Annotated in this window: 11 protein-coding genes; 7 read left to right on the top strand and 4 right to left on the bottom strand. The window is 63.8% G+C overall.

Annotation, left to right across the window (positions count from 1 at the left end; all coding sequences use genetic code 11):
- The first annotated feature begins 141 nt into the window (after positions 1–141).
- Positions 142–1,530 carry a uracil-xanthine permease family protein gene (locus tag FO013_RS13275; protein ID WP_143923048.1) on the top strand — a complete coding sequence of 463 codons (1,389 nt, stop codon included), beginning with the start codon at positions 142–144 and terminating at the stop codon, positions 1,528–1,530.
- A gap of 71 nt (positions 1,531–1,601) precedes the next feature.
- On the opposite strand, the gene FO013_RS13270 is transcribed toward FO013_RS13275, so the two are convergent.
- Positions 1,602–2,618 carry a LacI family DNA-binding transcriptional regulator gene (locus FO013_RS13270; RefSeq protein ID WP_143923047.1) on the bottom strand — a complete coding sequence of 339 codons (1,017 nt, stop codon included), beginning with the start codon at positions 2,616–2,618 and terminating at the stop codon, positions 1,602–1,604.
- Between the two features lie 172 nt (positions 2,619–2,790).
- Here FO013_RS13270 and FO013_RS13265 point away from each other — a divergent pair, with 172 nt between their 5' ends.
- Positions 2,791–3,393: a hypothetical protein gene (locus FO013_RS13265; protein WP_222103623.1), complete on the top strand. Its 603-nt coding sequence runs from the start codon at positions 2,791–2,793 to the stop codon at positions 3,391–3,393.
- Between the two features lie 58 nt (positions 3,394–3,451).
- Here FO013_RS13265 and FO013_RS13260 read toward each other — a convergent pair whose 3' ends face one another.
- Together FO013_RS13260 and FO013_RS13255 are read right to left on the bottom strand one after the other, a co-directional pair.
- Positions 3,452–4,198, bottom strand: a complete 747-nt coding sequence (locus FO013_RS13260) for a sulfite exporter TauE/SafE family protein (protein WP_260848141.1) — start codon at positions 4,196–4,198, stop codon at positions 3,452–3,454.
- Positions 4,174–5,598: an amidohydrolase family protein gene (locus tag FO013_RS13255; RefSeq protein ID WP_260848140.1), complete on the bottom strand. Its 1,425-nt coding sequence runs from the start codon at positions 5,596–5,598 to the stop codon at positions 4,174–4,176. The genes FO013_RS13260 and FO013_RS13255 overlap by 25 nt, the downstream gene beginning before the upstream one ends.
- Before the next feature lie 206 nt (positions 5,599–5,804).
- Between FO013_RS13255 and FO013_RS13250 the strand changes: the two genes are divergently transcribed.
- Together FO013_RS13250 and FO013_RS13245 are read left to right on the top strand one after the other, a co-directional pair.
- The gene (locus FO013_RS13250; protein ID WP_143923046.1) at positions 5,805–7,010 is read left to right on the top strand and encodes a methyltransferase domain-containing protein; all 1,206 of its coding nucleotides are present in this window, start codon (positions 5,805–5,807) and stop codon (positions 7,008–7,010) included.
- Between the two features lie 424 nt (positions 7,011–7,434).
- Positions 7,435–7,815, top strand: a complete 381-nt coding sequence (locus FO013_RS13245) for a VOC family protein (protein ID WP_143923045.1) — start codon at positions 7,435–7,437, stop codon at positions 7,813–7,815.
- A gap of 105 nt (positions 7,816–7,920) precedes the next feature.
- On the opposite strand, the gene FO013_RS13240 is transcribed toward FO013_RS13245, so the two are convergent.
- Positions 7,921–8,805, bottom strand: coding sequence for a LysR family transcriptional regulator (locus tag FO013_RS13240; RefSeq protein ID WP_143923044.1), 885 nt, complete (start codon positions 8,803–8,805; stop codon positions 7,921–7,923).
- 88 nt (positions 8,806–8,893) lie between these two features.
- Between FO013_RS13240 and FO013_RS13235 the strand changes: the two genes are divergently transcribed.
- The 3 genes from FO013_RS13235 to FO013_RS13225 are packed head-to-tail and all read left to right on the top strand — an operon-like array spanning position 8,894 to position 12,104.
- Complete coding sequence (locus FO013_RS13235; protein ID WP_143923043.1) at positions 8,894–10,354, top strand: CitMHS family transporter; 1,461 nt, start codon at positions 8,894–8,896, stop codon at positions 10,352–10,354.
- On the top strand, positions 10,342–11,808 hold the full coding sequence (locus tag FO013_RS13230; RefSeq protein ID WP_260848139.1) for an acyclic terpene utilization AtuA family protein: 1,467 nt from the start codon (positions 10,342–10,344) through the stop codon (positions 11,806–11,808). The genes FO013_RS13235 and FO013_RS13230 overlap by 13 nt, the downstream gene beginning before the upstream one ends.
- Positions 11,805–12,104 carry an AtuA-related protein gene (locus tag FO013_RS13225; protein ID WP_143923042.1) on the top strand — a complete coding sequence of 100 codons (300 nt, stop codon included), beginning with the start codon at positions 11,805–11,807 and terminating at the stop codon, positions 12,102–12,104. Before FO013_RS13230 ends, FO013_RS13225 begins: the two co-directional genes overlap by 4 nt.
- Positions 12,105–12,136 lie beyond the last annotated feature (32 nt).

Here is a 12,136-nt window from a genome sequence, read left to right as displayed (position 1 = left end):
TCTCGCGCAGTTCAGACTCGGCTTCGTCCGGTATTCAGACTGACTCTTGACACGATCCGTGTCTCCAGGGACGATTAAACAAATCGATTTGGCCACCAAAGACGCTGGGCTTGATCATGATGCGTTTCCGAGGAGAGTCCTATGACCGCCGCACCCGAAGCAGCCGAAACCGTTCATCCTGTCGATCAGCTCCGACCGATGCACAGGCTCATCCCGTTCGCCATCCAACACGTCCTGGTCATGGTGGCCACACCGATCTCCTCGGTCTTCCTCATCGCCGGCGCATTGGACCTCAACGAGGCCGCCACCTCGGCGATATTGGCGGCGGTCTTCATCTTCTCCGGCCTCGGGTCGATACTCCAATCCGTCGGCGTATGGAAGATCGGCGTCAAACTGCCCTTCGTCATGCTCCCCGGCGGCGCAGCCACGGTCCTGTTCATCACGATCGGTCAGGGCACCGACATCGAGACTGCCGTGGGTGCAGTCATCCTCACCGGCGTCTTCTACATCCTGGCAGTCACACTGTTCGTGAAACTGCTCAAATTCTTCCCGCCGCTGGTCATCGGGATCATGGTCATCGTCATCGGCGTCAATCTCGTCCAAGTCACCGGCAAACTCATCGTCGGTGAGGCCGACACGAAGGCATTCGGTGATCCGCAGAACCTGCTGCTCGGCCTCATCACGGTCGTCATCACCGTCCTGTGCTTTCGGTTCCTGCGCGGAATGCTCGGCAAGCTCTCGGTCGCACTCGGGCTCATCGGCGGCACCATCGTCGCCGCGTTCATGGGCGTGACCGACTTCGCCGCACAGACCGGCGGCCCGCTGCTGGCGGCCCCGACGCTCTTTCCCTTCGGCACCCCGAAGTTCGATGTCATCGCCGCGATCCCTATGCTGCTGTGGGCATTGGCGTCCATGGCCGAGGCGACCGGACAGACGATCATCAACGGCGAGGTCGTCGAGAAGAAGGTCGACGCCAGTCGCGACGTTCCACGCCTGATCCGCGCAGATGGCATCATCACGATCTTCGGTGGACTCTTCGGCACACCTGCAATGGTCACCAGCGGTGAGAACGTCGGCATTGTGCGTGCTTCGGGTGTGCGCAGCAGGTTCGTCACGGCCATCGCCGGCGTCCTCCTCATCATCATCGGCATCAGCCCCATCGCCAGGATCCTCAACGGCATTCCGGCGGCAGTCGTCGGCGGTACGGCAGTCGTGGTCTTCGCGATCATCGCCGTTCTGGGCATACAGATGCTCGCCAAGGTCGACTTCAATCAGACCGGCAACCTCATCACCGCCACCGTCGGATTGGCCGCCGGGCTTCTCCCTGTGCTCATTCCGGGCATGTACTCACAGCTCTCACCCAACGTCGCCTCGCTGCTGGGCAGCGGAGTGGCGATGGCCGCTTTCGTCTCAGTGCTTCTCAATCTGCTCTTCCACCACACCGGCAAGCGCAACAGGCACCCGAAGTCTCGGACGGCGATCGACGATCCCAGCCACCTGGATCAGCGCCCCGGTGACTACCGGATCTGAAGGGGACGGTATGGCTCCGGTGATCTGATCAGGCACGTCCGCCGAGACGATCAGGCGGGCCGGGAAGTCGATCAGGCACGCCCGGAGGTCGATTCTCTGACAACGAGGGTCGGTGCGGACGCACTTGACGCTTCCGACTCGGATCCACCGTCGAGAATAGCGACGAGGCGTTCAACGGCGGCGCCCGAGATCTCGTCGAGTCCCAGGTCGACAGCGGTCAGCGGCGGTGTGCTCGTGCGGGCGCGCAGACCGTCGTACCGCGTGGCGATGAGCAGATCGCCTCCGACCGTCCGTCCCGCCTCGACTCCTGCCCGCACGGCACCGGTGGCGAATGCATCGATGGGAACGATCAGTCCGTCGACCTCCGGATGCTCAGCCAGCAGCCGGGTCGACGCACGGTACCCGCCGTCCTCACCATCACTTTCGTCCGCCTCGGCGATCAGAGGGGTGAAGCCGGTACGAGCGGCAGCCGCCTCGTAGACCTCCCGTGCGGCAGCCTGCGATCTGCGCCGATCCGTACCCACGACGAGCGCCGGATGCTGAGCTCCGCGCTCCACGAGATGCGAGACGAGGAGCTCCGCGGTATCTTCATGATGCAGATCCACAGTGCGTTCGCCTGCAGGACCATCGATGACCACGAACGGAATGCCGCGGTCGCTCAGAGCCGCAGCGATGGGGTCATCAGCAGCTGGCTCAAGGAGGATCGCACCATCGATGTCGAGCCGGTCGACGGGATTGGCATCGCCGTCGGGTGGAGCGAGGACGAAGACGTAGCCCTTGAGCAGAGCGATACGTGCGCATCCCATCGCGAGTTCGGTGAAGAACCCCAGTTGCGACGGTCCAGCGGAAACGGCCGAGGGCATCGATGACAGAAGGGCGAGCGCCTGAGACCGGCCGGACCGCAGACCTTGGGCGCGGACGCTGGGACGATAGTTCAGGCTGGCGGCAACCTCTTTGACCTTGTCGCGTGTCGCCGAGTTGACCTTGCCCAAGCCGTTGAGGGCATGGGAGACGGTCGTGCGCGAGACACCGGCTTCACGAGCCACATCGGCGATCGTGGCCCGACTCGGACGTGAAGAATCTCCCATGAAGTCAGACTACTGGATCAGCTGACTTCGGACAGGTGAGCGCCGACTCTTCGCGTCTGCCGATCGGGAACCGATTCAACGCAATCGGGTTTCGAGTTTTCACCTGTGAGCCCTCGGCCCGTCCCCCGTTCGGGGGATCACTGCCTGCGTGTGGTGGAGCAATGTGGAGGTCATGACGAATCGAAGCATTCTCCGCAAGCTTCTGCATCTTCCTCCCTCACAAAGCGACACTCAGCGGCCCGTGCCGCTCTGGATCCTGCGTCTGGCCTACACCCTGCCATGGCTTCTGCTGCCGCCCTGTCTGTGGCGGCTGCCATTCGCCTTTCACTTCGAGATGGGAATGCAGAACCAAGGCACTATGCCCGCGCTGTGGATGTCCATCCCCTATGTCTTCGGATTGAGCATCAGCACCGAGCTGGCTGCTCTGCTGTGCATCGGACTGGTCAGGCGTTGGGGTGAGGTCGCGCCTACCTGGCTTCCACTCATCGGCGGTCGACCTGTTCCGGCACTGGCAGCTGTCGTGCCAGCCTTCGTCGGCGGTCTTGCGCTCACTGCATTGTTCACCGGCGTTCCGGTCAGCCACCAGGAGACATTGACTCTCGCCTTCGGCGTACAGGAGAACGTCGTTTTCATCAACGGCTGGTGGCATGCGCTCGCCGCCGTCTGCACCGCGCCCTTGCAATTCTGGGGCCCTATCGTTCTCGTCCTCGCGTTCGCCTATCATCTTCGTCGTCGCGCACCTGCGGTGGACCACCTCGGCGAGGGTGCGTCGTGAGGATGGATCACGTTAGGTTCGTGAAATCGCACGCGGATGACGACTCACGATTCGCGACTCATGACTGAATGATGACGATGGCGCCGGAGATGATCGCGAAGCCGAGGACGATGTAACGCAGGACCGGACCGTCGAGGCGGTGGTGGACGTATCTGCTGAGGAAGGATCCGATGGCCAAGAAGGGAAGCATGGCCGCGGTGAACAGCATCGTCGGCCCACTGACCTGACCGCTGATGGCCAGGACGATCAGAGAGATGACTTCCCCGACGAGGAAGCACACGGCCACCGTCGAGCGCAGTTCCGGGCCGGGACTGTGCTGGTAGGCCAGTGCGTAGGGGGGTCCGCCGATGCCGGTGGAGGTCTCGGTGACGCCGGTGATGAGTCCGACGATGGCCAGAACGGACTTGTTCGGAGTGAACTTCGGGGCGAGCAGTGCGATGACGGCGGCCACGAGCGTTGACCAGCCGATGAGCAGAGCGAGTTGGTGGAGGTTGACGATGACGAGGATCCACAGCCCGAAGAACGTGCCGGCGAAGCGGCCCACGCTGATCCATCTCACCCCGTGCCAGTGAATGTCGGATCGTTCCCTGGCCGCAACGTAGAAGTTCAGCGGAATCATCAGAACGAGCAGCATCACGGGGATGAGGCTCGGGTCGATGAAGCTGACGACGGGTGCCGTGATCATTGCGAAGCCCATGCCGGTCGAGCCCTGCACGAAGGCTGAGAGCAGCACGGTGATCGCGACGATGCTGAAGGCGAGGATTGAGAGGCCGAGGACCGTCACCGGCGGTGCTCGCTCATCCACGCGGCGCGATGTTCGCTCGCCGACGGGTCGATGCGGGTGATCGGAGAATCGGCGACGACTCGCTGGGAGACCTCGCGGGCACGCTCAAGGAAGGCACGTCCGTCCCAGTCGACGGGCCACCCCTTCTCGAGCCGGAGCCTGCCGTCGACGATCACGGCCTCGATCTGGTCGCGGTTGGCGATGCGCACGAGCTCCCAGGGCACATCCCAGGACGGCACGAATTCGGGAACCTCGAGGTCGATCACGAGCAGGTCTGCAAGTGCTCCGGGGGCGATCTCTCCGACTTGTCCGGCCAGGCCAACTGCGTCGGCTCCCCCGCGCAGTCCCTGTTCGAGCCAGGTCCAGCCTCCACCGCTCGAGGAGTCGCCGACGGTGGTTCCACCGGTCAGTCTCTGTGCTGTTTCAGCCGCATCCAGGAGACGGAAGGCGTCCGAGCGCGTGCCGTCGGTGCCCAGTCCCACACGCATTCCCAGTTCGTGCATAAGCAGAGCGGGTGCGACCGCGTTGCCCTTCCAGGAACTCGCCACCGGATTGTAGGCCACGGCCCCTCCGCTGTCGGACAGGAGTCGGATCTCGCGAGGAGTCAGGAGGGTGGCGTGCGCAGCCAGAAGTTCGGGACCCAGGGCGCCGAGGCGGGCCAGTCGTTCCAGCGGACGCTCCCCGTCGGCGATGAGGGATCGTTCGACTGCGGCGAGATGTTCGTTGAGGTGGGTCTGGAAGGGGACTCCTGCTTCGCGTGCCAGCTGGGTGACCGCGATCAGCGCTTCGTCCGAGGCGACCTCAGGAATCGAGATCGCCAGCGAGGGGTGGACCAGAGTATCGGCGTCCCACCGGTTCAGGTGCCGTTCGGCGGCGGCGACCACCTCGGCGACCTCAGCGGTTCTTCTGCCTCCGGCGAGGTCATTGCAGATCACGCCGAGTACGCAGCGCAGGCCGAGCTCGGCGGTGACATCAGAGATGGCTGAGACATCGACGCTGGCCCGGGTGCCGGCATCGGCGACCGTGGTGAAGCCGCCGCGCAGTGATTCCCACGCGGCCAGACGGGCAGCGACGTCGATGGCCTCGGCGTCCATGTTCGCCTCCATCGGCACCCAGACGCGCTGGAAGATCTCGGAGGGTTCACCGAAGACGAGTGACTTGCCGAAGGACTGCGTGAGGTGATGATGGGCGTCGATGAAGCCCGGCATGAGGAGGCGCCCCGGCAGGTCGATGCGGGAGACATCGGCGGGGGCTTCAGCGGCAACCGCTTCGAGCGGTCCGACTGCCGCGATGCAACCGTGGGCGACGAGGACGCCGTAGTCGGACTGCGGACCTTCGGGAAGGAGGACCTGTTCGGGGGTGAGCAGTGTCGGGGCCTGATGCAGATTGCACAGCTGGGTCATGTCATCCTTCGTCGTCACAGGGGCTTCTTCGACCCTGCATTTTCCTATGGTCAACGATATCGCGCGGGGGACCCCACCCGAGAGAGCCAAATCGATTTGGTCAGCTTTAGTCTACGGGTCGGCGCTGGGGTGCGTCAACGGCCCGAAAGTCTGTGGTCAGCGCGGTGTGCTTCCCTGGGGCGGGACACGGGGCGCGGCACGGGCCGAGACAGTAAAATGGGTCCATGACCTCTTTGCCCCTCACCCCCACCTCGGCGGAAAGCGGGCAACTGGAGTGCCACTATTTCAACGACGGGCTGTGCCGCTCCTGCACCTTCATCGAAACGCCTCACCGCGATCAGGTGGCGGACAAAGAGGCCTGGTGCCGCCAGGTTCTGGCAGACCATTCCCCCGAAGTCTGGCTTCCGGCTGCTGTCGGTGGCGACCACGACTTCCGCAACCGGGCGAAGCTTGCCGTGGGCGGTTCGGCCGGCGCAGTCACCTTGGGCATCCTGGATCAGGACTTCCACGGCGTCGACCTGCGCGAGTGCGGAATCCAAGCCCCGCAGATCCGGGCGATCATCCCGATCATCGGCCAGTTCCTCAACGATTCGAGCCTCGCCCCTTATGACGTACAAGCTAGCCGAGGTGAGCTGAAGTTCGTCCACATCACCGCGGCCCCTTCGGGGGACCTGATGATCAGATTCGTCGTCCGCTCCCGGCACGGCCTCGACGTGCTGCGATCCAGGCACGACCGGCTCATTGCGCTGATCCCGACGGCGACGGTCATCTCCGTCAATCTGCTGCCGGAGCACAAGGCCGTGCTCGAGGGCAGTCAGGAAGAGATGCTTCTTGGTAGTTCTCTGCGCATGAACCTCGACCGCGTCGACCTGCACCTGCGTCCGCAGTCCTTCTTCCAGACCAACACTGACGTGGCGATTGGGCTGTACAACCAGGTAGCCGACTGGGTCGAGGAGATTGCGCCGGCCTCACTGTGGGATCTGTACTGCGGCGTGGGCGGGTTCGCGCTGTACTGCGCGGGGGCGAGCGTCGAGCAGGCTTCGCGCACGGTCACCGGTGTCGAACTGAGCGAGCAGGCCATCGAATCCGCGAAGATCAGCGCTGCCGAACTCGGCTTCGGCTCCCAGTCAGGTGCCACGGTCGAGTTCATCGCCGGTGATGCCACTGAATTCGCCGAGGAGAACCTGGCGACCGGCGAACGACCGGACTGCGTGATCGTCAACCCACCTCGGCGAGGGATCGGGGCCAGGCTGTCGGCTGCCCTGGAAACCTCCGGCGTCGAACACATCGTCTACTCGAGCTGCAATCCGCTCACCCTTGCCAAGGACCTCGATCGGATGCCGAGCTACGCGGTCGCCCAGGCCCGGGTCTTCGACATGTTCCCGCAGACGAAGCACCTCGAGGTCGCGGTGGTGCTGGAACGCCAGTGAACTCGACGTCCGCGCACAGAGCACCTGCATTTGGCGTCAACGACTTCCCACACTCGGCTGGCGGCCAGCAACGGTTGGTAAGTCCTGGTCGATCCAGGCACCGGGATCGACCAGGACTTACCAACCGTTTCGAGCTTCCATGGCTTTAGAGCGGCCGATTCCAGACATCCTGATGTTCCTTGCGTACGGGCGGCTGACCCTCAAATCGGTTAAGCTGTGGACCATGACCGGACAGGCTTTCAGCCGCTCACGGATCGGTAACCCGGTCGACCGTTGAGCCGCCGTGGACGCGAGAACTACGCTCGCGCCCCACCCCTTTCGAAACGAGTCCCCTCACTGCGCTTCAGCTCGCGCTGCCCGCGCTCTCAGCGGGCACAAACATCTGGCCCTTCCTCATCGGGCCCACTCTTTTCGAAAGGACACCATGTCAGCAATCTTCAATCACACCATCATTGCCGCCGCCGATCCGGCGGAATCGGCTCAGTTCTACGTCGACATCCTCGAGGCCGAGCACACTCAGTCGTGGGGAGTCTTCTCCAACATCATGCTCGACGAGGGCGTGATGCTGCAGTTCGCAACTCCCCCGCCGACCTTCGATATCCAGCCCGTGCACATGGCGTTCATGTGCACGGATGATCATTTCGATCGCGCGGTGGCACTGTTGGACGAACGGGGCCTCGACTACTGGGCGGACCCGCAGCGGACTCGCCTGCACGAGACGAACGCCGAACACGACGGCCGTGGCGTGTACTTCCTGGACCCGTCCGGCATGTATCTGGAGCTCATCACTCAGCCGTACCTCTGAGGCTCTGACGCCGACGTTGCCGAGCGGACCATTCATCGTCGAGGGAAGCAGTTGCAATCTGGCCCCTCGACGATGAGTGGTCCTCTCGTCGATGGGCCAGCCAACTCACGACAGCAGGCTCTGGCGGAACCGTTCGACGACGGCTGGGAGTGGACCACGCTTGCGGTGGACGACAACTAAGGTGCGTTCGATGGCTGGGCTGATCGGCACGCTCTCGATGCCCTCGAACTTCACCAATGGAACGACCATCTCGGGCACGACGGAGACACCCAGCCCTGCTGAAACCAGGCCGCCGACAGCCGGGATGCTGCGTGCTGTCTGCACGATGTCGACGGCCACATCGTGCTTGGCGAAGGCATGAGTGACCAAGGGCCCGATGCTGGTCACGGCGTCAAAGCCGATGAATTTCTCGCGAGCGAAGTCGGTCCACACGAGCTCTTCCCGCTGAGCGAGGCGGTGCCCAACGGGCATGATCGCCATCAACCGGTCTGAAGCAACTCCTTCGACCTCAAGCTCGGCTGGGATGCTTGAGTCGAGTGCCAGAATTCCCAGATCAACGGTTCCGTTGAGGATCTTCTCGGCCACGTTCTCCTGCGGTTCGTCATGGATCTTCAGACCCACCTGCGGCAGATCGCGGCGGAAATCGGAGATCACCGCGGGAAGCAGCGTCGCCGTCACCGAGGGCAGGCACGCCACCCTGACGATCCCATCATCACCATTCATATGACCAGTGATACGACCCAGCGCTTCATCGTAGGTGGCCACCGCCATCGCCGCGTGGGCGGAGACCTCCTCCCCCAGGTGGGTCGGTACAACAGCGCGTGTGCTCCGATCGAACAGTCTGCCGCCGATGCGGCGTTCGGCCTCTGCCAACGCCCGGCTCACTGCGGGCTGGCTGATCTTCATGTCCTCGGCAGCGAGAGTGAAGCTGCGCATTCGGTGCAGGGTTTCGATCGCACGTAGGTGGTACATCGCCAGATTGATAACCATAGATCATCAGTGTAGAGCGAATGGGTATTGGACTCACCCTCACATGTCCATAGATCATGGAAACCGATATCTGAGAAAGGAATCAATGGTGCTTTCACTCATTGGATACGTATCAATGCTGGTGATCCTCGCTCTGCTCCTCACGCAGAAGGTCTCGCCGATCGTCGCCCTGGCGGGAGTCCCGATCGTCGCGGCCCTCATCGCCGGCAACTCACCCTCCGAAGTCAGCGAATTCGCTCTGGCCGGCATCACCAGCGTGGCCAGCGTGGTCGTGATGTTCGTCTTCGCGATCGTCTTCTTCGGCATACTCCGCCACGTCGGGTTCTTCGACCCGATCATCGACAGGATCGTCCGCCTCGGCGGTTCATCACCGAAGACCGTCGCCCTGGCGACGACCCTCCTCGCCTCGGTCGCCCACCTGGACGGCGCTGGCGCAACGACCTTCCTCATCACCATTCCCGCGATGCTGCCGATCTACCAGCGCCTGGGCATGAGCCGCCTGACCTTGACCGCCTGCGTGGGCCTCGGAGCCGGCGCGATGAATCTGCTGCCCTGGGGAGGGCCGACCGCACGAGCCGCGGCGACCGTCGCCGTCGAACCGAACCTGGTATGGACTCCGCTCATCCCTGCGCAGATCGCGGGCATCGCCGCTTCCCTTGCCATCGCCTGGTTCCTCGGCAGCCGCGAAGCCAAGCGCATCGCCAAGGGCAGTCCCTCCGAATTCGCCGAGGCGATTGACATGCACAACGATGCCGACGACACACGCGCGTCCGGCACTGAAGGGTCCGGCTCTGCTGCGGCGGCCACCTACTCATCCGACGCTGATGCAGTCAGCACCGACGCATCCGGTACCGGCAAGAATGCGGCAGAAACCACCTCGGTGACGGTGGAGTCCGACGCGCTCGCCGCACGGGACCACCGCAACATTCCCCTCTGGGTCAACGGGCTGCTCCTGATCGCGACCCTCGCGGTGCTGATGTGGGGCATCGTCTCGCCGGCCATCGCCTTCCTCGTCGCGACTATCCTCGCACTCATCATCAACTTCCGCGGTCTGGAGAATCAGTCGCGGCAGTTCGACATCAGCGCGAAATCGGCCATGCTCATGGCCAGCACCCTCCTGGCCGCCGGCGTCCTCCTCGGTGTCCTCGACGAGAGCGGAATGATCGAGTCCATGGCCACTTCCGCCGTCCAGATCATGCCCGCCGGAATCATGCCGATCCTGCCCATCATCGTCGCAGTGCTGGGCGTGCCCATGAGCCTGATCTTCGGCCCCGACGCCTACTACTTCGGCGTCCTGCCCGTCCTTTCCGCCGTCGGCTCGAACTACGGCATCGATCCGGTTCTGCTCGCCCAGGCCTCCATCCTGGGACAGGAGACCGTCGGCTTTCCCATCAGCCCTCTGACCGGCGCCTTCTACCTCCTCGTCGGACTGGCCAACGTACCGATCGGCAAACACATCCTCGGACTCATCGGCTGGGCCTGGCTGGTCAGTATCATCATGCTCATCGTCGCACTAGTGATCGGAGTGATCCCCCTGTGGGTAGCTTGAACCCGTCGAGCCTGTCCGGGCTCTCGTCCTCGCCCAAACCTGCCCACCATGTCCGAGTGGGCGCCGGTGCCGGTTTCGCCGGCGATCGCTTGGATCCTGCGATCGCTCTGGCCGAGCACGGCAGGCTCGATTTCCTCGTCTTCGAGCTCCTGGGAGAGAGGACGGTGGCCGCGGCCCAGCGACGTGAGAAGGAAGCCGAAGGCACGGGATTCGACCCGAGCCTGGTGGAACGCATCGTCTCCGTCGCCGCTCACTGCGCCGCCAACGGCACCCGCATCGTCACGAACGGCGGTGCTGCCAATCCGAAAGCCGCAGCCCAGGCCGTCGCCGAGGCGATCGAAGAGTTGAACATCGACCTGCCAGTGGCCTATATCGCCGGTGATGACGTCCTGTCCGTCGTCGAAAGTCAGGATCCGCTCACCTGGGAGACCGGGCAGCCCGTCTCTGCCTCGGACGGTGAGTTGATTTCGGCCAATGCCTATCTGGGGGCCGAACCGATTCGCCGAGCCCTGGACTTTGGTGCACGCATCGTCATCACCGGACGCGTCGCGGACCCCTCGCTCTACGTCGGTGCTCTGGCACACTACTTCGATTGGGACCACAGCGATGCCGATCTCATCGGCCGGGCCACGGTCATCGGGCATCTGCTCGAATGCGCTGGTCAGGTGACAGGCGGCTATTTCGCTGACCCGGTGACGAAGCCGGTTGCCGGCCTCGCCCGTCTCGGTTTCCCCTTCGCCGACGTCGACGCAGATGCGCAGGCAGTCCTGAGTAAACTCGACGGCTCGGGAGGCGAGGTCACAATACGTACCTGCACCGAACAGCTCCTCTACGAAGTCGCTGACCCCAGCGCATACATCACCCCCGATGTCATCGCGGACTTCTCCCACGTGAGCTTCGAGGAGGCAGGCGTCGACCGAGTGCGTGTGAGCGGAGGGACGGGAACGCCCCGGCCCAGCAACCTCAAGGTCACCCTCGGCTACGACTCCGGATGGCAGGGCGAAGGACAGCTCAGCTACTCCGGCCTCCGGTCGAAGGATCGTGCCGAACTGGCGGCGGCCATCGTTCTCGAACGCCTCGAGGAGCTCTACGACGTCGATCCTGAGTCGGTGTTCGTCGAATACATTGGAATGGCTGCGGCATTCCGCGGTCTGGTGCAGGTCGATGACCCCGCCGAGGTACGTCTGCGCATCGTCGGAAGCGCAGCAACCCGACAGGAGGCCTCGATCATCGGCGATGAGGTCGAGGCGCTCTACACCAATGGTCCGGCCGGCGGTGGGGGTGCCCGGAAATCCGTACACAGCGTCGTCGCGGTGAAGTCATGCAGTGTGGATCGGTCGATCGTCGAAGAAGCGGTCAGCGTCGAGTTCGTCGACGACGCAGCGGATGAACCCGCGAACAACGACCCCGCAGATAAGAACTCCGCCGCAAGGCGAAAAGGAGGCCCCGCATGACCCAGATCGACGAACTCGCGTCGGTGCGCACCGGCGACAAGGGCGATACCCTCATCCTCGCAGTCATCGCCCACGACCAGGCGGCCTACGACCTGCTTGACCAGGAGCTCAGCGATGCACGCGTCGCCGCCCACTACGGTCTCAACGCACAGGCCGTCACGCGCAGTGAGCTGCCGACGCTGCACTCCTTCAGCTTCGAACTCTCCGGGCTGCTCGGCGGCGGAGTCACCGGTTCTCCTAACCTGGACGGACACGGGAAGACCCTGAGCTACCACCTGCTCACGCTCGAGATCTGAGTCGGTCCACGCTCGATGGTCACCCCGACTTG

It is taken from the genome of Brevibacterium aurantiacum, assembly GCF_007558825.1.
GTDB lineage: Bacteria > Actinomycetota > Actinomycetes > Actinomycetales > Brevibacteriaceae > Brevibacterium > Brevibacterium aurantiacum_A.
The sequence above is the reverse complement of the archived record's forward strand: the minus strand, read 5'-3'. Positions and strand labels throughout refer to the sequence as shown.

Coding starts and splice junctions, on each gene's coding strand:
- FO013_RS13265 (WP_222103623.1), top strand. CDS start 2,791: ATGACGAATCGAAGCATTCTCCGCAAGCTTCTGCATCTTCCTCCCTCA.
- FO013_RS13270 (WP_143923047.1), bottom strand. CDS start 2,618: ATGGGAGATTCTTCACGTCCGAGTCGGGCCACGATCGCCGATGTGGCT.
- FO013_RS13245 (WP_143923045.1), top strand. CDS start 7,435: ATGTCAGCAATCTTCAATCACACCATCATTGCCGCCGCCGATCCGGCG.
- FO013_RS13240 (WP_143923044.1), bottom strand. CDS start 8,805: ATGGTTATCAATCTGGCGATGTACCACCTACGTGCGATCGAAACCCTG.
- FO013_RS13275 (WP_143923048.1), top strand. CDS start 142: ATGACCGCCGCACCCGAAGCAGCCGAAACCGTTCATCCTGTCGATCAG.
- FO013_RS13225 (WP_143923042.1), top strand. CDS start 11,805: ATGACCCAGATCGACGAACTCGCGTCGGTGCGCACCGGCGACAAGGGC.
- FO013_RS13250 (WP_143923046.1), top strand. CDS start 5,805: ATGACCTCTTTGCCCCTCACCCCCACCTCGGCGGAAAGCGGGCAACTG.